The sequence below is a fragment of the Planococcus soli genome (assembly GCF_016881065.1).
Lineage (GTDB): Bacteria > Bacillota > Bacilli > Bacillales_A > Planococcaceae > Planococcus > Planococcus soli.
Map to the genome: position 1 here is coordinate 157,317 of NZ_WXYN01000011.1, position 19,639 is coordinate 176,955.

24 protein-coding genes and 1 pseudogene are annotated in these 19,639 nt (G+C 45.3%); 12 read left to right on the forward strand and 13 right to left on the reverse strand.

Annotated features, from left to right (window positions below; all coding sequences use genetic code 11):
• Positions 1–53: 53 nt before the first annotated feature.
• Complete coding sequence (locus tag GJB59_RS05300) at positions 54–509, forward strand: DUF86 domain-containing protein (protein WP_142828947.1); 456 nt, start codon at positions 54–56, stop codon at positions 507–509.
• Entirely contained in the window at positions 499–1,272 is a 774-nt protein-coding gene (locus tag GJB59_RS05305) for a TIGR01457 family HAD-type hydrolase (protein WP_142828948.1), read from the forward strand. The genes GJB59_RS05300 and GJB59_RS05305 overlap by 11 nt, the downstream gene beginning before the upstream one ends.
• A gap of 68 nt (positions 1,273–1,340) precedes the next feature.
• On the opposite strand, the gene GJB59_RS05310 is transcribed toward GJB59_RS05305, so the two are convergent.
• Positions 1,341–1,577: a YuzB family protein gene (locus GJB59_RS05310; protein WP_142828949.1), complete on the reverse strand. Its 237-nt coding sequence runs from the start codon at positions 1,575–1,577 to the stop codon at positions 1,341–1,343.
• A 152-nt stretch (positions 1,578–1,729) separates the two neighbouring features.
• Here GJB59_RS05310 and GJB59_RS05315 point away from each other — a divergent pair, with 152 nt between their 5' ends.
• Complete coding sequence (locus GJB59_RS05315; RefSeq protein WP_142828950.1) at positions 1,730–2,797, forward strand: NAD(P)/FAD-dependent oxidoreductase; 1,068 nt, start codon at positions 1,730–1,732, stop codon at positions 2,795–2,797.
• 30 nt (positions 2,798–2,827) lie between these two features.
• On the opposite strand, the gene GJB59_RS05320 is transcribed toward GJB59_RS05315, so the two are convergent.
• On the reverse strand, positions 2,828–3,154 hold the full coding sequence (locus GJB59_RS05320; protein WP_142828951.1) for a YuzD family protein: 327 nt from the start codon (positions 3,152–3,154) through the stop codon (positions 2,828–2,830).
• A gap of 82 nt (positions 3,155–3,236) precedes the next feature.
• Between GJB59_RS05320 and GJB59_RS05325 the strand changes: the two genes are divergently transcribed.
• From GJB59_RS05325 to GJB59_RS05350, 6 genes and pseudogenes are all read left to right on the forward strand, one after another.
• Entirely contained in the window at positions 3,237–3,473 is a 237-nt protein-coding gene (locus GJB59_RS05325) for a NifU family protein (protein ID WP_142828952.1), read from the forward strand.
• A 283-nt stretch (positions 3,474–3,756) separates the two neighbouring features.
• On the forward strand, positions 3,757–4,119 hold the full coding sequence (locus GJB59_RS05330; RefSeq protein ID WP_142828953.1) for a HesB/IscA family protein: 363 nt from the start codon (positions 3,757–3,759) through the stop codon (positions 4,117–4,119).
• A 176-nt stretch (positions 4,120–4,295) separates the two neighbouring features.
• Positions 4,296–5,510, forward strand: coding sequence for an NAD(P)/FAD-dependent oxidoreductase (locus GJB59_RS05335; protein WP_142828986.1), 1,215 nt, complete (start codon positions 4,296–4,298; stop codon positions 5,508–5,510).
• A gap of 106 nt (positions 5,511–5,616) precedes the next feature.
• Positions 5,617–6,106 (forward strand): annotated as a pseudogene (locus GJB59_RS05340) (NUDIX domain-containing protein).
• Positions 6,107–6,328: 222 nt separating this feature from the next.
• On the forward strand, positions 6,329–6,454 hold the full coding sequence (locus GJB59_RS05345; RefSeq protein ID WP_185960087.1) for a YuiA family protein: 126 nt from the start codon (positions 6,329–6,331) through the stop codon (positions 6,452–6,454).
• A 417-nt stretch (positions 6,455–6,871) separates the two neighbouring features.
• Positions 6,872–7,201, forward strand: coding sequence for a YuiB family protein (locus GJB59_RS05350; protein ID WP_142828954.1), 330 nt, complete (start codon positions 6,872–6,874; stop codon positions 7,199–7,201).
• A gap of 53 nt (positions 7,202–7,254) precedes the next feature.
• On the opposite strand, the gene GJB59_RS05355 is transcribed toward GJB59_RS05350, so the two are convergent.
• Complete coding sequence (locus GJB59_RS05355) at positions 7,255–7,731, reverse strand: divergent PAP2 family protein (protein WP_142828955.1); 477 nt, start codon at positions 7,729–7,731, stop codon at positions 7,255–7,257.
• A gap of 149 nt (positions 7,732–7,880) precedes the next feature.
• Here GJB59_RS05355 and GJB59_RS05360 point away from each other — a divergent pair, with 149 nt between their 5' ends.
• A complete protein-coding gene (locus GJB59_RS05360; RefSeq protein ID WP_142828956.1) occupies positions 7,881–9,374 on the forward strand; it encodes a leucyl aminopeptidase in 1,494 nt (497 codons plus the stop codon).
• 40 nt (positions 9,375–9,414) lie between these two features.
• Here GJB59_RS05360 and mnhG read toward each other — a convergent pair whose 3' ends face one another.
• The 8 genes from mnhG to GJB59_RS05400 all read right to left on the reverse strand — a co-directional run bounded on the left by mnhG (position 9,415) and on the right by GJB59_RS05400 (position 16,636).
• Positions 9,415–9,834 (reverse strand): monovalent cation/H(+) antiporter subunit G, encoded by a 420-nt coding sequence (gene mnhG / locus GJB59_RS05365; RefSeq protein WP_328822961.1) that lies wholly within the window; start codon positions 9,832–9,834, stop codon positions 9,415–9,417.
• The gene (locus GJB59_RS05370) at positions 9,782–10,063 is read right to left on the reverse strand and encodes a Na(+)/H(+) antiporter subunit F1 (protein WP_142828957.1); all 282 of its coding nucleotides are present in this window, start codon (positions 10,061–10,063) and stop codon (positions 9,782–9,784) included. Before GJB59_RS05370 ends, mnhG begins: the two co-directional genes overlap by 53 nt.
• Positions 10,060–10,539, reverse strand: coding sequence for a Na+/H+ antiporter subunit E (locus GJB59_RS05375; protein ID WP_142828958.1), 480 nt, complete (start codon positions 10,537–10,539; stop codon positions 10,060–10,062). Before GJB59_RS05375 ends, GJB59_RS05370 begins: the two co-directional genes overlap by 4 nt.
• 7 nt (positions 10,540–10,546) lie before the next feature.
• On the reverse strand, positions 10,547–12,028 hold the full coding sequence (locus GJB59_RS05380) for a Na+/H+ antiporter subunit D (protein WP_142828959.1): 1,482 nt from the start codon (positions 12,026–12,028) through the stop codon (positions 10,547–10,549).
• A complete protein-coding gene (locus GJB59_RS05385; protein WP_142828960.1) occupies positions 12,021–12,368 on the reverse strand; it encodes a Na(+)/H(+) antiporter subunit C in 348 nt (115 codons plus the stop codon). The genes GJB59_RS05380 and GJB59_RS05385 overlap by 8 nt, the downstream gene beginning before the upstream one ends.
• The gene (locus GJB59_RS05390; RefSeq protein WP_142828961.1) at positions 12,368–12,790 is read right to left on the reverse strand and encodes a Na(+)/H(+) antiporter subunit B; all 423 of its coding nucleotides are present in this window, start codon (positions 12,788–12,790) and stop codon (positions 12,368–12,370) included. The genes GJB59_RS05385 and GJB59_RS05390 overlap by 1 nt, the downstream gene beginning before the upstream one ends.
• The gene (locus GJB59_RS05395) at positions 12,777–15,191 is read right to left on the reverse strand and encodes a Na+/H+ antiporter subunit A (RefSeq protein ID WP_142828962.1); all 2,415 of its coding nucleotides are present in this window, start codon (positions 15,189–15,191) and stop codon (positions 12,777–12,779) included. The genes GJB59_RS05390 and GJB59_RS05395 overlap by 14 nt, the downstream gene beginning before the upstream one ends.
• Positions 15,192–15,403: 212 nt before the next feature.
• Complete coding sequence (locus GJB59_RS05400) at positions 15,404–16,636, reverse strand: MFS transporter (RefSeq protein WP_142828963.1); 1,233 nt, start codon at positions 16,634–16,636, stop codon at positions 15,404–15,406.
• A 127-nt stretch (positions 16,637–16,763) separates the two neighbouring features.
• Here GJB59_RS05400 and GJB59_RS05405 point away from each other — a divergent pair, with 127 nt between their 5' ends.
• Both GJB59_RS05405 and GJB59_RS05410 read left to right on the forward strand, forming a co-directional pair.
• Positions 16,764–17,468, forward strand: a complete 705-nt coding sequence (locus GJB59_RS05405; RefSeq protein WP_142828964.1) for a peptidylprolyl isomerase — start codon at positions 16,764–16,766, stop codon at positions 17,466–17,468.
• A gap of 103 nt (positions 17,469–17,571) precedes the next feature.
• Complete coding sequence (locus GJB59_RS05410; RefSeq protein ID WP_142828965.1) at positions 17,572–17,832, forward strand: DUF1871 family protein; 261 nt, start codon at positions 17,572–17,574, stop codon at positions 17,830–17,832.
• Positions 17,833–17,886: 54 nt separating this feature from the next.
• On the opposite strand, the gene GJB59_RS05415 is transcribed toward GJB59_RS05410, so the two are convergent.
• Both GJB59_RS05415 and GJB59_RS05420 read right to left on the reverse strand, forming a co-directional pair.
• On the reverse strand, positions 17,887–18,105 hold the full coding sequence (locus GJB59_RS05415) for a helix-turn-helix domain-containing protein (RefSeq protein WP_142828966.1): 219 nt from the start codon (positions 18,103–18,105) through the stop codon (positions 17,887–17,889).
• Positions 18,106–18,202: 97 nt separating this feature from the next.
• Positions 18,203–19,537 (reverse strand): sodium-dependent transporter, encoded by a 1,335-nt coding sequence (locus tag GJB59_RS05420; protein ID WP_142828967.1) that lies wholly within the window; start codon positions 19,535–19,537, stop codon positions 18,203–18,205.
• Between the last annotated feature and the right edge of the window lie 102 nt (positions 19,538–19,639).

The window sequence follows — 19,639 nt, forward strand, 5'->3', positions numbered from 1 at the left end:
TATGATAAAGAAAGAAAACGAAGATTTTCAAACGCCTATTGGAGGGTATTTTTATGTATTTTATTGACCGCAGCAACATTACAGAAACGATTGGGTACATGAATTCTTTATTGGAGTATTATGAAGGCCAGCAGCAATGGACTTCATTTGGCGAACAGTTGGCATTGGAGCGTATAGGTGCAAATATTATCGAGTCGATCATTGATGTCGGCAACTCGATGATTGACGGATTCATCATGCGGGACCCCGGCAGCTACGACGACATAATTGATATACTAGTGGACGAAAAAGTGATTACAAAAGAGATGGATCAGCCATTAAAGCAAGTAATTGCGTTACGGAAAATGCTGGTTCGTGAGTTTATGAAAGTGGATCAGCAGGCGATTACAACTGCAATCGACAACAACCTGGAATCTTTGAAAGCGTTCGGACCAAAAGTAGAACACTACCTCATTCACGAACTGGGACCGGTTTCGGCATTTATTCCGGAGACAACCGATGACAACTAACAAAACATATGCAGCGTATTGCCTGGATTTGGATGGAACGATTTACCGTGGAACAGAGCCGGTTGAAGAGGCTGCGGGCTTTGTAGAGCGTCTCCAGCTGCAGGGAATTGAACCATATTTCATCACCAATAATGCATCCATGACGCAGCAGCAATTAAAGGCCAAACTGGCCGGTTTCGGAATCGATGCAAAAAAAGAGCGCATCATGTCTTCGGCCATTGCAGCTGCCAAATACATCAAACGCTGGTATCCCGAACGGTCGGTTTACATGATTGGGTCGGACGGTTTGGATCAGGCTTTGCGCCAGGAAGGGATCGAGCGGGTAGAGGAAGATGCGGGCATTGTGCTGATGGGAATCGACCGCAACATTACTTACGATAAACTGGCCGCAGCTTGCCTGGAAATCCGAAAAGGGGCGGTCTTCCTGTCGACCAATCAAGATCTGGCTTTTCCTTCAGAAAAAGGATTTTTGCCGGGAAACGGCGCTTTTACGGCCTTGGTAGCGGCTTCGACCGATGTGGATCCAGTTTATATCGGCAAACCGGAAATCCATATGCTGGAAGCGATTCAATATGAATCGGGTCTAGAAAAAAGCGAAATGGTGATGATCGGGGATAATTACGATACCGATATCCAGGCAGGAATACGCTTTGGAATCGATACGATCCATGTCAACACCGGTGTCACCCGGATAGAGACGGTACTGGAAAAAGAACAGCCGCCGAGCTTAGCGATTGAAAATCTTAAGTTTTTGGAAGTATGAGCAAGGCTTAGCAGAGAATCTTCATTTTACGATTAATATTAAACAAAAAAAAGCCGGTTTTCAACGGCTTAAAATAACGGGTTTTCCTCTATGAATTTGTAGACTTTTTTTGTCAATTCATCAGTGGATTCTGCTTCGACGATTTCCCCGTTGACCAGGGCATATAGAGACTCGGAACATTTTGTGCAGTAGCTTAAACAGCCGTATTCCAAAACATCGAGATTGGGATCCCGTTCGAGTTTTTCAAAAGAATCTTGTGCGCCATTGGCAATATTACTGATACAAAATTCAACAATCGGTTTCATTTTAAGTCACCTCACTACAACGAAATCCTACCTTTTTTCGCGGCCAGAGTCAATTAATTGATTTCTGGCTAAAGCATTGTGAAAGTTATCACAATCAGCTATACTCATATGTGAGAAATTGATGAGACAGACGAAATTTAAAGGAGATTTTTATGCGAAAATTAGTCTTACTTGGAGGCGGCTACGGCAACATGCGAATTTTGCTTCGTTTATTGCCAGCCAACCTTCCACAGGATACCGAAATAATTTTGATTGACCGGACCCCTTTCCACAGCATGAAGACGGAATTCTATGCCTTAGCTGCCGGCACCGAGTCAGATCATGAAGTGCGTGTCCCATTCCCGGAACACGAGCGCTTGAAGGTAGTAAACGGTGAAATACTGGAAATCGGGCTCCAGGAAAAATGTATTTTTATGGAGAATGGCGACCGCATTGCCTATGATGATCTTGTTATTGGCTTAGGCTGCGAAGACAAATACCACAGTGTGCCTGGGGCTGATGAATTCACTTACAGCATCCAAACCATCGGCAAGTCACGCGCGACATACCAGGCATTGCTTGGTTTGCCAGCAGGCGCGGTCGTGGGTGTAGTCGGAGCGGGACTCAGCGGGATTGAATTGGCCAGTGAACTGCGGGAAAGCCGGAAAGATTTGAATATCAAGCTGTTTGACCGCAGCCCCCGGATCTTGCGTGATTTTCCAGAACGTTTGAGCAATTTTGTCCGAAAATGGTTTGAAAACAACAACGTTGATGTGGTATCCAATTCGAATATCACGCAAGTTGAACCAAAGATGCTCCACAACCATGAAGAAACGATTCCTGTAGATGCTGTTGTGTGGACAGCGGGAATCCAGCCGGTCAAGCCGGTACGCGACCTGGGACTCGAAAGCGACCTCAGCGGACGGGTAGTCATCAACCAGTACCACCAGCTGCCGAATGACGAACATGTCTATGTAGTCGGTGATTGTGCGGCATTGCCGATGGCGCCTTCTGCACAGTTGGCGGAAGAACAGGCAGAACAGATTGTCAAAGTATTGAAAGCGACATGGAAAGGCGAGGAATTGCCAGAAACCATGCCGGAAATTAAGCTGAAAGGCTTCCTTGGCTCTCTCGGCAAAAAACAGGGCTTCGCATATTTAGCAGATCGTACCGTAACAGGACGCATCGCCCGTTTAATGAAATCAGGCGTCTTATGGATGTACAAATGGCATAACGGATAACAAAAAAGCGCTCATCATTGAGCGCTTTTTTTATTTCAAATCTGAAAATCCATGTTTTTCAAGTTCACGGTACACGGGCTTTAATTGGACATAGCCTTCACCGACCACTTCTCCTTCGATCAAAACAAGCGGATAAAAGAATTCGTCGTCCAATATGCGCTGTGCATACTCCCTTTGGTGCTCGAGTGCCATAGGTTTCTCAATATCGATATAGGTAATTGAAAATGGCTGATCCTTGTATTTCCTTGAGATGGCGGCTTCCAGCCATTCATAGGTATCGACGGAAGATGGAGCATTGACGCAGCTTGCGCAGATTACATCGGTTCCGTAGACTTCAATGGATAATTCTTTCTGCATAATTTGGTCCTCCTATAAATTCATTAGTGGCTTTTTCTCTCTAATCACATTATAATGATTATAATGAAAGGAGTCGATATAAATGACTGAAGCTTTGATTGAAGATCAAGTAATGGAAGTCTTAGATAAATTGCGTCCATTCCTTTTGCGTGACGGGGGAGACTGCGAACTTGTTGATGTAGAAGACGGGATCGTAAAACTTCGTCTGCTCGGTGCATGCGGAAGCTGCCCAAGTTCGACAATTACATTAAAAGCAGGGATTGAACGCGCGTTAGTGGAAGAAGTTCCTGGCATCGTAGAAGTAGAACAAGTATTTTAATGCCAAGGGACCTTTTTAGGTCCCTTTTTCTGTATAAAATATAAACGTCTGCACTGAACTAGTAAAGTAACAAAAGAGAGCGTATGTGTCCACCTCTCCAATTAGAAAAGATGAGCAGAACGCAAAAGATTTCTGCAAAACGTCAACAGTTAAAGATTAATAGTTCAACTAAATAAAGAAGCTATTTTGCAGTGGGATAAAGTTGTCTGGGTATTTGAAGGTGGACGGCTTGAATAATAGTGGAAATAATTGCTATGATAATCCTTATAGGAAGGTGATCTAATTGACAGAAGTTGTTGAAATTACAGAAGCTGCTTCATTTCAAGTAAAAGAGATGATGCGCCATAACGAAGAAGAAGGATCATTTTTGCGCGTTGCTGTTAAAGGCGGCGGCTGCAGCGGATTAACATATGGCATGGGTTTTGAAAAGGCCAAAGGCGAAGCGGACGATCTTTATGAGCAATTCGGGATCCCGGTTCTGATTGCCAAGGAAGATGCCCCGATTCTACAAGGGACAGTTGTTGACTATAAACAGTCTCTTATGGGTGGCGGATTTACCATCGAAAATCCGAATGCCATCGCATCATGCGGCTGCGGAACTTCATTCCGTACAGCAAAAAAAGCGGGTACGCCGGAAAATTGTTAACAGTCGGTCACAAACCGGCTTTTTTTGTTGTGGATAAATGCGGCTAAACGCATTACTCGGTTGAAATCATGTGGTATTAGGTCTAATATAGAAGGTAGATGTTTATCGGTGCGCCAAGGTTTGACCGCTTTGTCGATATTCGATTAAAAAATGACTTGAAGGTGGTTGCGATTGTGTTGAAAAGACCGTCAATATTAGTATTAGGAGCAGGTTACGGTGGATTGACTACTGTAGTAAACTTGCAAAAAGTTCTTGGCACAGATGCTGCGGACATTACATTGATCAATAAAAACGAATACCATTACGAAAGCACATGGCTTCACGAGGCTGCTGCAGGCACATTGCTTTCAGAGCAAGTGCGTTACGATATCAAAGATGTTATCGACGGCGTCAAAGTTAAGTTTGTGCAGGCGACTGTAGAAGCAATTGATGTAGTAGGGAAAAAAGTTTCAACCGACAATGGCGAATTTACATATGATTACATTGTCATTGCACTTGGTTTTGAAGGTGAAACGTTTGGCATTGAAGGCCTTGATAAATACGCATTGTCAATTGCTAACGTAAAAGCTGCCCGTTATATCCGGGAACATATCGAATTCCAATTTGCGACTTGGTCTGCAGAACCTGTAAAAGACGATAGCCGTTTGACAATTATTGTTGGCGGAGCTGGATTCACTGGCATTGAATTTCTTGGGGAACTGGCTAACCGTGTACCCGAGCTATGCAAAGAGTTTGATGTACCACGCGAAAAAGTGCGCGTTGTCTGTGTAGAGGCTGCACCTATGGTATTGCCTGGTTTCGATCCGGAGCTTGTCAACTATGCGGTAAGCCATTTAGAGTCCAAAGGTATCGAATTCTCAATCGGCACTCCGGTTGTAGAAGCAACTCCTGAAGGCGTTAAGATCAAAAAAGGCGATGATCATTTTGACTTTATCAAAGCCGGTACAGTTGTTTGGGCTGCTGGTGTCCGCGGCAACCGCTTGATTGAAGCGACTCCAATCGAAAACATGCGTGCCCGCGTTAAAGTCGATAAAGATTTGCGTGCGCCAGGATACGATGATGTTTTCATCATTGGTGACTGTGCATTGATGATCAACGAAGAAACCAACCGTCCGTATCCGCCAACTGCACAGATTGCTATGCAGCAGGGTGAAAACGTAGCGAAGAACTTGAAATCGTTGATTAGCGGTGAAACAACTGTTGAGTTTGTTCCTGATCTTAAAGGAACTGTATGCTCACTTGGTGATGACGATGCCATCGGCGTTGTATTCGGCAAAAAAGTGACAGGCAAACGGGCGTCATTCATGAAGAAAATGATCGATAACCGTGCATTGTTCATGATTGGTGGACCAATGTTGGTACTGAAAAAAGGTAAATTCAACGTCCTGTAAGCTGGACGATCCAAAGCTCCCTTAGCGGGGAGCTTTTTTTGTAGAGAAAAGACTCTAAGATGAGCGATTGGAGAATTGTGACTCATTACAAAAGGAGATAAACTTTATGGCATCAAAACGAGGGAATGTTTGGCTCGGTGCAGCCGGGCTTGTGGTGAATTCCAAAGGGCAATGGCTTGTAGTGAAAAAAAGGCATGGCGGTTTGCATGGGAAATGGTCGCTTCCCGCGGGATTTGGGAAATGAAACTGTCGATCAGGCTGTGCTGAGGGAAGTGAAAGAAGAAACTGGAGTCGATTGCGAGCTGATAGAAATGATCGGTTTTCGCTCTGGCGTTATTCGCGAGGAAATCAGCGACAATATGGCAATTTTTCTGTTAACAGCGAACAATGAAGAACAGCCCATCATTGCACAACAGTCTGAGCTGTACGAGGCGGAATGGCTGCCTCCAGCAGAGTTGTCAAATGACAAAGAGGCTTCTGTAATGCTGCGTGAAATGGCTTCCTATTTACTGGAGGAAGGATTCGAACCGATCGAGGATGTGGATCCGGGCGAAGTTTTCGGTTATTCGGACTATAAACTATTTTTTAAAAAGTAGAGATCAAATTATAAAAGAGAAAATTATATAAGTTGAACTAATGATCTTTGTCTGGCTTTTTGCGGGAGCTATGCCCAAAGCGTCCGAAGCGTTGGATAAACGCTAGATTCTTTAGTTCAACATATATAGATGCCGTTAACTTATTCTTTTTAGTTGCGCTTTAAAACCTTGCGTGTTATATTATCAGAATATTACAAACAAGAACAGAAGGAGGTGTTTCGGATGACGATCTTTAAAAAAGTAAAAAACGTCAATAAATGCCCATATTGCTCAGGTCAAGGCTATTTCCAATTACGGCTGGGCGGTTCAGAAACGTGCTCCTGCTGTTCAGGTTCCGGCAAAAAATAACACGGCAGTATTTTGAGTAAACGGACTTTTTTAGCTGAAGCCCCTAATACACAGTTGAAAGTGCGCATACAGACTCCAGACAACCTGCCATAGCTCACTGTTCACAACCCACATAGTTTAATGGTTAAGGAATTGGCGAAAAAGAGTGGAAATGATTAGAGTCATCCCCTGGATTGATCTCTTCAGACACATACCCCATAAACGGGTTTTAAATGATGATTCTTTTATTTTATTCAAAAGGAAGCAAACGGAGGGGAACACCGCCGTTCGCTTCCTTTTTGTTTGCAGAGAATCTTGGAGTCGGATTGTTGGTGCTTTTCCAGCATAAGTGACAAAGCGATGAACTCTGTTCTGCTGGATTGAAAGCCTTTGTTTTTTCGGGTAAACTGATGGAAGGAATAACGGAGGTTAGAGTTCATGAACAGTTCATTTACAATTGTGCAATTGATTATTTCCATGCTGCTTTTTTATGTTATGTTTTTCGGAATCGGCTTTCTTTTGAATATGCTTCTTCGCATGACGTGGCTGATGGCTGTTGTGTATCCGGTCGTCATCTTGCTGGTCGTGGACGATGTGGGCTTTTTCGATTATTTCACGAATCCGGGTGAATCTTTCTCAATGCTGGGAGACACCATCACTTCTATGACAGGCAGTGATATTGCCGTATTGCTTGCTGGTTGGGCAGGCGCCATCACATCAGGTTTTGTCATGAAAATCCTTCGCAAAATGGGATACCAAATGTTTTAATGAAAAATCGCCGATCCGGTCATCCGGAATCGGCGATTTTTTCTTTTTTATAGTTATCTGAGCATCCCATAAAAGACGAAGGAAATCGCAATGCCTGTTAGCGCACCCATAAAGACTTCACTTGGTTTGTGGCCAAGCAATGTCTTCAATTCCTGAATCTTTTCCTCTTCTTTTTTTTGCGGCCATTTTCTTGTCTCGTCCATGAAAAGGTAGATATCCTGGCGCATTTTGTTGATGGTCAAGGCTTGCTGTCCTGCTTGAAAGCGGACGCCAGTGGCATCGTACATGGTGATGACGGCAAACATAGTCGACACGGCAAAAATAGTGGAGGAGACGCCATGCTCAAACGCTACTGCAGTAGTTAATGATGTGACAGCAGCCGAATGGGAGCTCGGCATGCCGCCGGTCGATGAAAAAAGCTTCCAGTCAAGTTCACGCGTTACAGCATATTGAATGGGAATCTTAACAAACTGCGCAAACACGATGGCGAACAAAGCGATCATAAGGGGGAGATTAGAGAAAATTTCCATAGGGAGCAACAGCCTTTCTGTCTAAATATGTTCTCATAGTATATCATAGACGGAAAAATTACGATGGCTGTTAATTCCTTCGTAACACGAACTACTCGGAATCCGGATTACATGCTACACTTGAAGAGAACACAAAAAGGAGGAATTTTATGCAAATCAAATTACAGCAGCATTCACAGGACTGCGGAGCCGAAATCCTCATTGTCGGCTTAAGCCGACATCCGGAAAACAGCAAAGGGTGGAGCGAATTCGCTGAGCGCTTTGATGGCAAATTGGAAAGCTGGATCAAGCAGGACTTGTCATTTGATCTAAAGTCTTTAATCACCTATCCAACGCTGTCTGGAAGTATTCCGCGCGTATTATTTGTTGGCTTGAATGACCGCAAAAAATTGACCGAAGAAGATCTTCGCTCCTGCTTCGGGCTGGCTGGCAAAGAATTGGCGAAGAAAAAAATAAAGCATGCAGCTGTTTATATGGAATCGTTTGAGAACGAACGCATTACAGCAGAAGATGTTGCATTCTTGGCAGCTGAAGGCATCACAATGGGCAGCTATAGCTTTGATGATTACAAGACCACGTCCAATGAAACTCAGGTCGACTTGGAATCATTGACCTTCTTGGCAGAAGAGGCTTTGGAAGATGTGGAGTCTGCGGCAATTGTAGGTTCTATTTTCGGACAGTCGGTCAATGAAGCACGAACTCTGGTCAATATGCCGGCGAACATCCTGACTGCCAGTGCAATGGGCGAGTATGCACGGGAACTCGGTGAAACTTACGGCTTTGAAACGGATATTTTAGGGAAAGCGGAAATTGAAGAGCTGGGAATGGGCGCTATTCTGGCAGTCAACCAGGGCTCTATCGAAGAACCGCGTGTGATTGTCTTGAAATACAAGGCGACAGAAGGCTTTGAAGACCCCTTAGCGCTTGTCGGCAAAGGGGTAACGTTTGACACCGGCGGCTACTCTATCAAGCCGAAAGACGGCATTGTGGGCATGAAAGGCGATATGGGCGGTGCCGCCGCGGTACTGGGTGCCATGAGAATCATCGGAGAATTGCAGCCGGAGAAAAATGTGCTGGCAGTTATTGCAGCAACGGACAATATGATTTCGGGCAATGCCTTTAAACCGGATGATGTCATTACGTCCATGAGCGGTAAAACCATCGAAATCCTTAATACAGATGCGGAAGGCAGACTCGTATTGGCAGATTCCGTCAGCTACGCGAAGCAATTGGGCGCAACCCGTATTGTAGATGTGGCGACGTTGACCGGAGGCGTTATTGTCGCTTTAGGCAAAGACAAAACCGGCGCATTGACCAATGACGAAGCGTTTTTCGAAACTTTCCTGGAAGCATCCATGGAAAGCGGCGAATTTGTGTGGCGTTTGCCATTGACAGAAAGTGATAAAAAAAGGATCCGGAAAAGTAATGTCGCAGACTTGAATAATTCACCAGGACGGGATGGCCATATGATTTTTGGCGGTGGATTTGTCGGGGAATTTGCAGGGGACACACCTTGGATTCATTTGGACATTGCCGGAACTTCAGACGCAGAAGGCCCTCATGATCTCGGACCAAAAGGCGGCACTGGCGCAATGGTCAGAACCTTGGCAATGCTGATTGAAAAGATGGCAGACGAGCAATAACATAAAAATAGCCTGCAGGCAATGTGCCTGCAGGCTATTTTTATTGTTCAGTTGTTTTATTGTCCATCAATCTTTTCTTTCGTTCTTTTAAAGCGCCCTCCATGTCATCGCGCACGGTTTCTTCAGCGACTTTGATGCCGGACATGTAAGCTGCCCGGCCAATCATGTGTCCACCTACAGGTGCTGTGATAAATAAGAACGCAATGGCGATGATCATTTGAGTGTTGAAAATGCCTTCGACCAGCCAGAAATGGATAAAGGTCGCAGTTAATACACATAGGACACCAAGTGTAGAGCTCTTAGAAGCAGCGTGGGTACGCGTATAGACATCCGGCAGCCGGATAAGGCCCAAGGCGGTAACAAGGCTAAAAATGACCCCTGTGCTCATTAATAGGATAATCAGGATATTAACGATTGTTGTTTCGATCGAAAATCTCTCCTCTCTCAAGGAATTTTGCAAAAGCAATGGTTCCGATAAAGGACAGGATACTTAGCAGTAGAATGATTTCCAGGAAGTATTCCGTTTCAGTGATCAAAGACAGCAAAGCGACAATAGAGACTAGGGATATCCCGATGGCATCCAGTGCCACTACCCGGTCGGCGATGGTCGGGCCTTTAACGAGCCGGAATAGGAGACCTGTGAAGCCTATGCTGACAACGATAAGTGAAATCCAGTAAAACATCATCATGGTCGGCTCACCTCCAGAATGGCTCGTTCAAATGTTTCTTTTATTGAACTGACAGCTTCATCAATGTCGTCAAAGTCGAGCGCATGGATATAGAGCCTTTTCTGATCGTCTGAAATGCCGACTACCAGTGTTCCTGGCGTTAGCGTGATTAAAGCGGACAGCAAAGTAATTTCCCAATCCTCTTTGAGCTCGGTTTCCAATTCGAAAATTGCCGGTTTCAAGTTCATGTTCGGTTTGATGACAATCCGCAACACCTGGATGCTCGACAGAAAGAGTTCCTTAAGGAACAGCAGGAACAGCGAGATGATAGCCCATGCCCTTGAAGTGTAGAGCCGGTATGAAAAGAACCGGCGCATCAGGATAATAATGCCAAGGCCAATGATAAAGCCGATGGCGAATCCAGCGGGACTGAAGGAAACGGTCATGAACATCCAGACAACGGCCAGGAAGAAATTCAATAAGATTTGTAAAGCCATGTATCAGCTACTCCTTTAGGACCGCATCAATATAGATGGATGGATTCAGCAGCACTTCACCCGCGCCTGAAATGAACGGCATGAAGAGTTCCGCGCCGACCCCGAATACCACGGTAATGGCAACAAGGATTACTGTCGGTATGAACATTTGATTAAAGACTGATCCTTTCAATGGGACGGTTTCAACCGGTTCTCCCCAAAAGGCATAGATGAAAATGCGCACCGCACTCAGCAGCACAATAAGGCTCGTTGCGAGAATGACAATACTGCCCCAGAATTGCGGACCTTCAAATCCACCTTGGACAATCAGCAGTTTTCCTGGGAATCCGCTGAGCGGCGGAATTCCCGCCAGCCCAAATGCTGCAACCAGGTAAGTCCATCCAAGAACTGGATAAGTCTTGATCAGTCCACCCATCTTCCGAAGGTCGGTTGTGCCGAACAATACGGCAACAATTCCAACCAGGAAGAACAGGGCAGCTTTGATCAGCATATCATGGAGCAGATAGAAAATGGACCCATCAACTCCCGGCTGGTTCAACTGGGCGATGCCGAACAGAATAACTCCGACGGCAATAATAATGTTATAAATGATAATTTTTTTGACATCGAAATAAGCAAGTGCGCCAACGCAGCCGGCAAGAATAGTCAGGATGGCTATAATTCCAAGCAATTCATGGGTAAAGCCGACATTCATCGTAAAGAACAATGTGTATGTACGCATGATCGCATAGACCCCGACTTTTGTCAGCAATGCACCGAACAGTGCCAATATCGGAATCGGCGGTGAGTAATAAGAGCCGGGCAGCCAGAAATACAAAGGGAAGATTGCGGCTTTAAAACCAAAGACAACCAGGAACATCACGGCAATGACGGTCAAGATGCCCGTTTCTTCAATTTGTGGAATCTTCACTGCGAGATCGGCCATATTCAACGTTCCGGTAACCGAGTAAAGAAAAGCGACAGCTGCTACAAACAAAGCGGATGAAATGATGTTCACCAGCAGGTACTTGATTGATTCACGAAGTTGCGGCTTTTCTCCGCCATGGACGATCAAGGTATACGAAGCCATCAGCAGCACTTCGACAAATACGAACAAGTTGAAAATATCACCAGTCGTAAAGGCACCGTTAACGCCGACCATCAGGAATAACACAGCCGGATAGTAATAAGACTGTTCGCGCTTCACGCCAATCGTTGGAAAGCTGTAGAAGACGACGAACAACGTAATAATTGAAGAAGTGACAACTAACAGGGCCGACAGCGGATCCGAGACCATGGAAATGCCGAAAGGCGCTGGCCAGCTGCCAAGTGTTACAGCCTGCACGCCATCTGCATCAACTTTTGCGAGCAGAACGATTGCAGAAATTAAGGTTACTCCTGCTCCGATAGCGGCAAGAATGCGTTGCAGTTTCAAGCGTTTCGGGAAAATCATCAGGATAACAGCAAAAAACAACGGAATGATAATCGGAAATAGAAGTAAATTACTCATGATCTTCAGTTCCTCTCAGCAAATCCATATTGTCGGTACCGAGCTCCTGATAAGATCGGTACGCGAGCACAAGGAAAAATGATGTAACGGCAAATGAAATTACAATCGCAGTCAAAATCAATGCCTGGGGCAGGGGATCTGCGTAATCGCTGATACTGACCCCGTCAGCTACAACGGGAGGTGAATTGCCTCCAAGGCCGCCCATGGTCAAAAGCAAAAGGTGGGCGCCATGGCTCAGCAGCCCTGTCCCGATAATGATGCGTATCAGGCTTTTAGAAAGCATCAAGTAAACAGCTGCCATAAAGAGAAATCCAATGGCAACGGACATAATTATTTCCATTATTCATCCTCTCCAATCGTTTGAATAATGGTCATCGTTACACCGACAACAACCAGGTAAACGCCTGCATCGAACAGCATAGCCGAATGCAGGGAAGTTTCACCGAAAAGCGGTAAATCAAAGTAATCATATGCATGTGTGAAAAAAGGGACATCGAAGATGATGGATGCAGCAGCTGTGGCAATTGCCAACAATAATCCAATTGCTGTCATCGTCACATAATTGAACGGCAGTATTTTATTGACTGTTTCAATATCAAATGAAAGCATTAACAGAACAATTGCACTGGCAGTCAATAGCCCGCCGACAAATCCACCGCCAGGAGTGTAATGCCCTGCAAAGAATATGTGGACAGCAAACATCAAAATGATGAAGGTCACTACTTTTGTGGCCGTTTGAAGCATGACATCATTTGTTCTCATGCTGACCCTCCTTTTTGGACAAGCGCAATTTGATCATGGTGATGATGCCGATACTGGCAATGCCCAGCACTGCAATTTCGAACAATGTATCAAATCCACGGTAATCAACCAAGATAACGTTGACGATATTTCCGCCGCCTGCTTCAGTATAGACCGTTTCTTTGTAAAACTCAGAAATGGAAGGCATAGCTTTCTGTGAATGGGATGACAGGGCAATTAGCGTCATGGTGATGCCGACCCCCACCGCAATCACTGCATTGCCAAAACGGAAGCGCATGCGTTCTTCTTTCCGGCTGATCTGCGGCAAGTGGTAAAACGCCAACAGGAACAATGCAACAGATATGGTCTCGATCACCAACTGGGTCAACGCCAAATCCGGTGCCCGGAAAATAACGAAGAACAAGGCGACAGAATAGCCGACAGCCCCCAAAGCGATAATCGCTGTAAGCCTCGACTTTGAAACAAGAATGGTCATTGTTGAACCAACCAAGGCGATCAGGATGACAATTTCATAAAAGCCGACTGGTGCCAAGTTGGTAAAGTCGATTGCAAACGCCTCGGTCAGGTACAGAGTGCCGAGAAGGATGAAAATCACGAAACTGAACATGTATACCAAGTAAGAGCGGATAAAGCCAGTCATGTACAGCATGGAAAAGCGGTTCGCACCATCATCGCTCAGGAACATCAAGTTGTCATAAAGAGCGTTTAACGAGATGGCATCCGGGAAGCGATCGTAGCTCTTTTGCCACTTATGGAGGGTCCAGAACATCAATCCGCCGACAGCGAAAATGCCAAGAGTCATAAAGAGCTCGGTATTAAAGCCGTGCCAAGCGGATACATGGACATCCACTTCTGATGGTGAATTGTATAGGAAAGGCTGAATAGCCATGACCGCTGGTTTTACGAGCCAATCGCCAACTCGATTTGGGATGAAGAAAATTACGATAACCAGAATGGCAAGAAACACCGGTGAAATCAGCATGCCAATTGGCGCTTCGTGGGCCGGCTTCGGCAGTTGCTCCGGCTTGTGCTTGCCGGCAAACGTATGGAACACAAAATAGAAACTGTAGATGAATGTGAAAACCGATCCGAGCCAGGCGACGACAGGGAACAGGATGCCCCAGACATCCATAGAGAACAAGTCGAATTCTGTCAGTGAAAGCATCGCCGTCAGGAACATCTCTTTGCTCAGGAATCCGCCGAATGGTGGCAAACCGGCCATAGAGAAGGCGCCGATCATTGCTACGGTGAAGCTGATTGGCATCAAGCTCATCAACCCACCAAGTTTACGGATGTCACGTGTGCCGGTTTCATGGTCGACAATGCCGGCAATCATGAACAGGCTCCCTTTAAATACAGCATGGTTGATCAAATGGAAAATCGCAGCGAATCCAGCATACATAAACGAGGTTTCTGCAATATTATCGATGTGGTAGCCAGCGGCCGAAGCCCCAAGCAACGACATGATCAGGCCAAGTTGAGAAACTGTCGAAAATGCCAGTATGCCTTTCAAGTCTTTTTGTTTCAAGGCAAAGAATGAACCCCAGAACATGGTAAACAATCCGACTCCAGCAACCAGCCACATCCATGTGCCTGAAATGGCGAAGACGGGGGTCAGGCGCGCAACTAGATACAAGCCTGCTTTTACCATGGTTGCAGAATGCAGGTAGGCACTTACCGGAGTAGGCGCTTCCATTGCATCCGGAAGCCAGATATAGAATGGGAATTGTGCAGACTTAGTGAATGCGCCAAGCAGCACCAGTACAAGAGCCCAGATGAAGTAATCATGCGTAGCCATTTCCGGTGCCAGCGCAATTAATTCGCGTATCGAATATGTATTGCCCATAATACTCAGCAGCACAAAGCCTCCGAGCATCATCAGTCCTCCGAAAACGGTGATCATCATGGATTTTAATGCACCGAATCTTGAACGGTCGCGGGTGTACCAATAACCGATCAACAGGAAAGATGAAATTGATGTCAATTCCCAAAATAGATAAAGGGTGATCAAGTGGTCACTTTGGACAATGCCGAGCATCGCCGTCATGAACATCAATAGATAGACATAGAAATTATGTAATTGTTCACGGTGCTTGTCCAAATAAAATATGGAATACAGCACTACTAAAGCCCCAATGCCTGTAATCAGCAATGTAAACAGCAGGCTCAATCCATCAATATACGCGACAAAAGCGATATCAAGTGAAGGGATCCATTGGAATTCAGAAACCAGATTGCCGCCGTCGATGGTCGTGGGGAGCAATGAAGCGTAGTAAATGAATAGGATGACGGGCACGGCCAAAACAAACCAGCCTGTATGGATCTTTCCTACTTTCTTAAACAGCAGCGGAATAAACAGGGCTGCAAGCAAAGGTAAAAAGATTAAAAATACAAATGACAAATGAATCCTCCTTCCAGTGTAAACGTGATGAGTTTCTAATTAGAAATTATAACGCAAATAGAGTGGATTTGCATCGTTCATCCACCGAGGGAAGTGATTCTATTAAAGTTTCTGCGTGCTTTTAAGATAGGAAGAAACACAATTAAGTTAATTTTGTGAATTTCGATGAAAGCAGGAAAAAACCCGGTTTTCAGTCGAATACCGGGTTTTTTCTACATGTTCTTCAATTCCTGCTCAAGCAAGACATCTTCGAAATCCTGCTGCGGTTTGGCTAATGTATACCGAAGGAAAGCAAAAGCGACGACAAATAGTACACCGGTTACGATGAAAACCGAAGAGATGCCAATAAACCCGCTGACAATCCCGCCGAACATCGGACCGATAATGTTTCCAAGAAAGCGGAAGCTGGTGTTGTAGCCCATAATTTCTCCTTGAATTTCGATAGGCGCTTCCCGCCGCATCAGGGCTGTAGTCGTCGGGATCATTCCACCGACTGCAATGCCGAACAATAAGCGCAAAGCGATCAGTTGCCAGAGTTCGGTAACAAATGCCTGAGGAATGATAAAGACGAATGCAAGCAGCAGCAATAGTCCGAGAACTTTCTCGTAGCCGATCGAGTCACCCAGTCTTCCCCAGCGGCGGGCAAACAGCAGATTGCCGACGCCAGTGGCACTAAATGTAATTCCGGCAAGAAATGCCACTTGGGCAGTGTCTTCCGTCAATTCTGCCACATACAGAGACAACAGAGGCTGGATGCTGAAATTGCCGATTTGGATCAATGCTGTGATGATCATGACATTGAGCATCAGGCGGTGGCTCAATATTCCGCTGACAATTGTTTTCGGTGCATAGACGTGGGCATCTTTCAATTTCACCCGTTTGATTTCGTGCAAGCCGAATACGACGAACAGGGCAGCAACGGCAATGATGCTCGCTGTAATCAGGAAAGTATATTCGAAGCCAAAAGCATCTGCCATCAATCCACCGATTACAGGTCCGAAAAGCGTACCTGAGACACTGCCCATTTGCAGTGTACCCAATGTTTTCCCGGCTGTTTCCTTAGGGGTTTGAGAACTGACAAAAGCCAAGGATGTTGGAATAAATCCGGTCACGACACCCATGAACAGGCGAATCATGAACAACTCTGAAACAGAGTCGGCGGTTCCCATCAAGAAGATGCTGATGGCGATGCCGAATCCGTTAATGATTAAAATCGGCTTGAAGCCATATTTGTCGGCAATGCGTCCCCAAATCGGCGACATGATCAATGCAGCCACAAAAGTGACGCCAAAAACAAGTCCGGACCAGCGCTGTACATATTCGTCCGAAAAATTGCCAAGCGATTCAATATAAAGAGATAAGAATGGCATAATCATAGTGGTACTGCCGGCAACCAGGAAATTGGTGAACATGATTATAAAGAAATTCTTTTTCTGAGTATCCATAAGGAACCCTTCTTTCTAAAAGGAGCATCTGTTCTTATTATATATTATTTCGTCACACGAAAAAAGAGCTAAAACTTACCAGTGAATTCAAAAAACTTCTATGCTAAAATAAGGCGGGGTGAAAAAGATGAAAAAAATAATAATGACGCCGATTTTATTGGCCATATTCCTGGGCGCGTGCTCAGGACAAGAAGCGGAGACAGAGACTGAAGAAACACCAGAACAAACACAAAGCGAAGCGGTGGAAGTAGAAGGCTATCCGCAATTGTCCACGGAAGTTGCCGACAACGAAGCGCTTGTTGAGCTCACGACATCTATGGGAACCATGCAAATCAAGCTGTTTCCGGATATTGCGCCAAAAGCAGTAGAAAACTTTTTGACGCATGCTGAAGAAGGCTACTATGATGGACTGACTTTCCACCGGATCATTGAAGACTTTATGCTTCAAACAGGAGACCCTACTGGAACGGGTGGGGGCGGCGAAAGCATCTACGGCGCTCCATTCGAAGACGAATTTCATGACCACCTGTTTAATATCCGCGGTGCGTTGTCAATGGCAAATGCCGGACCTGGCACCAATGGCAGCCAGTTCTTCATCGTACAGGGACCAACAACAGTCAACGAAGAAGATTTCACTGTCGAATACCCGGAAGAAATTCAACAAGCGTACTTGGAGCAGGGCGGCGCATTTTGGCTTGACGGTGCCCATACTGTATTCGGCCAGGTAATTGAAGGCATGGATATAGTGGATTCCATCGCAGCGGTTGAAACTGTGCAGGAAAAGCCGGTTGATGATGTAACGATCGATTCCATCGAAGTTCTGGAGCAATAAACAAATTGCAGAAACACCTTTTACACCGGGTTCTTCTGCTTTTGTTTTTTTGTGTATGTGCTATTATAGCTCTTAACGCTGGAGAAATGTTAGGTGAAAAAACATGGACACAAATGAAATGAACAGAAGAGCAGGGACAGTTATGGAAGAATGGGATCCTTTTGCCATCGGCTCAGAGTTATACGATAAAGAAATTGATAAAGTTGTCGATCAATTGCATGTTCTGGACCATCCATCAGAACTGGCAAAAAAGATTCAAAGCATCTATGAAAGTTCATTTAAAAAATGGATTCCGCTGGAACAATGCGTTGAGATTTCTTACAAACTGATTGCGCTCAAGTACGAAGCGAAACATATTATCTGAGACATACAAAAAGAGCTGTCGGCGAAAATTCGCCGACAGCTCTTTTTTATAGAATTATTTTGATTCTAAACCATCGACCAGATTTGAAGCTGGCACTTCCAATGCATTTGAAAGAATAAGAATGGTTGAATTGGAGGGAACTTCTTCGCCGCTTTCATAGGCTTGAAGCTTGGCAACACCAATTCTTGTTTTTAAAGCCAGTTCATCTAACGATAAGTTGCGCTCTTCGCGAAGCGCTTTTAATTGGGTGTGTAATTCATTTTTCAAATTCATGCACTCCTTCATAATATGGAACTTTCTTCTATTTATATACTATCACGCACAGATATTTTTCGGTAGGATAAGTTATGGCATCTTTCGAACAGTTAGCTCAAAAAATAGCAATGATTCCTTGGATAAAGACTACGATGATCGCAACAGGTGCGACGTAGCGAACCAGCACGCGCCAAACATCCACCCATACTTTTTGCTGTGACAGCTCATTGTGCGCATCTTCTTTTGTCAGGACATAGCCTGCGAACAATGCAGTGAACAGGGCACCAAGCGGCAACCCGATCCGGCTGGTCAAAGTGTCGACAAAATCGAAGAACGTAAAGCCGAAGAAAATTTCCTGCGGCATGACGCCGAAAGACAAGGCGCTTGGAATTCCGACGATAAAAATCATCAGGCCGAAAATCAATGCGACACGGCGGCGGCGATCGTATTTGCTTTTGACCCCGATGGAAACGGTAATCTCCAACATGGAGATGGAGGAAGTTAAAGTTGCAAACAGCAACAGGACAAAGAAAATGATCATCAAGAATTCACCCATGAACAGCTGATCAAAAATAGCTGGCAAAATGATGAATACCAGTCCGGGACCTTGATCGGGTGTATACCCCAAAGCGAAAACCGCTGGGAAAATGATCAATCCTGCCATAATCGAAATCACGATATTCAGTGACACGACGCTGACAGATGAACGTGTCAGATTTTCCGATTTTGACAGATAAGAGGCATAAGTGATCATTCCTGCAACACCGACGCTCAGCGAGAAGAAGGCCTGCCCAAGTGCAATGAGGGCTGTCTCAAAGTTAAAGAAAGACCAGTCCGGAACAAACATAAAGCGAACGCCTTCCATGGCGCCATCAAGTGTTAACGAACGGACCATCAGCACCACAAAGAAAATCAATAAAGCAGGCATCATAATTTTGCTGGCGCGTTCGATGCCGCCTTTGATGCCCCCTTGAACGATCCAGATTGTCAATCCCATGAAAGCGGCTTGCGCAAGCAGAACTTCCCACGGGTTGGTAATAATGCCGGTGAATAGCTCGGCAAATTCAGCGTCTCCTAAATCGGACAGCTGGAACAGGATAGAGCGGCCCAGGTAAGATAAGACCCAACCGCCGACAACGCTGTAAAACGACAAAATCAGAAATGAAAAGATAAATCCGGACCATCCGATTAAATACCAAGGCTTGCCGGGTGCTTGTTTTTTCAAACCGCTGACAGCATCCGCCTGGCCTCTGCGGCCAATCACAAACTCAGCAAGCAGGATCGGCAACCCGATAGCTACAGTGCTGATGATAAACAGCAGGATAAATACACTGCCGCCATTTGCGCCGGTTTCGTATGGGAACTTCCAAATGGCGCCGAGGCCGATGGCACTTCCTGCTGCTGCAAGAACAAAGCCCAATTTGGAACTCCATTGTTCACGTTTCTTCAACTTCATCACTCCTATTTCATATAGATTTCCTCATTTTACACGAGCGGCACTAAAAAAAATAGCAGAATTTGAAACGCTGGAGAGATTGAACCGTATAACAAT

Coding starts and splice junctions, on each gene's coding strand:
- GJB59_RS05300 (WP_142828947.1), top strand. CDS start 54: ATGTATTTTATTGACCGCAGCAACATTACAGAAACGATTGGGTACATG.
- GJB59_RS05305 (WP_142828948.1), top strand. CDS start 499: ATGACAACTAACAAAACATATGCAGCGTATTGCCTGGATTTGGATGGA.
- GJB59_RS05310 (WP_142828949.1), bottom strand. CDS start 1,577: ATGAAACCGATTGTTGAATTTTGTATCAGTAATATTGCCAATGGCGCA.
- GJB59_RS05315 (WP_142828950.1), top strand. CDS start 1,730: ATGCGAAAATTAGTCTTACTTGGAGGCGGCTACGGCAACATGCGAATT.
- GJB59_RS05320 (WP_142828951.1), bottom strand. CDS start 3,154: ATGCAGAAAGAATTATCCATTGAAGTCTACGGAACCGATGTAATCTGC.
- GJB59_RS05325 (WP_142828952.1), top strand. CDS start 3,237: ATGACTGAAGCTTTGATTGAAGATCAAGTAATGGAAGTCTTAGATAAA.
- GJB59_RS05345 (WP_185960087.1), top strand. CDS start 6,329: ATGACGATCTTTAAAAAAGTAAAAAACGTCAATAAATGCCCATATTGC.
- GJB59_RS05350 (WP_142828954.1), top strand. CDS start 6,872: ATGAACAGTTCATTTACAATTGTGCAATTGATTATTTCCATGCTGCTT.
- GJB59_RS05355 (WP_142828955.1), bottom strand. CDS start 7,731: ATGGAAATTTTCTCTAATCTCCCCCTTATGATCGCTTTGTTCGCCATC.
- GJB59_RS05360 (WP_142828956.1), top strand. CDS start 7,881: ATGCAAATCAAATTACAGCAGCATTCACAGGACTGCGGAGCCGAAATC.
- GJB59_RS05370 (WP_142828957.1), bottom strand. CDS start 10,063: ATGATGATGTTTTACTGGATTTCACTTATCGTTGTCAGCATAGGCTTC.
- GJB59_RS05375 (WP_142828958.1), bottom strand. CDS start 10,539: ATGGCTTTACAAATCTTATTGAATTTCTTCCTGGCCGTTGTCTGGATG.
- GJB59_RS05380 (WP_142828959.1), bottom strand. CDS start 12,028: ATGAGTAATTTACTTCTATTTCCGATTATCATTCCGTTGTTTTTTGCT.
- GJB59_RS05385 (WP_142828960.1), bottom strand. CDS start 12,368: ATGGAAATAATTATGTCCGTTGCCATTGGATTTCTCTTTATGGCAGCT.
- GJB59_RS05390 (WP_142828961.1), bottom strand. CDS start 12,790: ATGAGAACAAATGATGTCATGCTTCAAACGGCCACAAAAGTAGTGACC.
- GJB59_RS05400 (WP_142828963.1), bottom strand. CDS start 16,636: ATGGATACTCAGAAAAAGAATTTCTTTATAATCATGTTCACCAATTTC.
- GJB59_RS05405 (WP_142828964.1), top strand. CDS start 16,764: ATGAAAAAAATAATAATGACGCCGATTTTATTGGCCATATTCCTGGGC.
- GJB59_RS05410 (WP_142828965.1), top strand. CDS start 17,572: ATGGACACAAATGAAATGAACAGAAGAGCAGGGACAGTTATGGAAGAA.
- GJB59_RS05415 (WP_142828966.1), bottom strand. CDS start 18,105: ATGAATTTGAAAAATGAATTACACACCCAATTAAAAGCGCTTCGCGAA.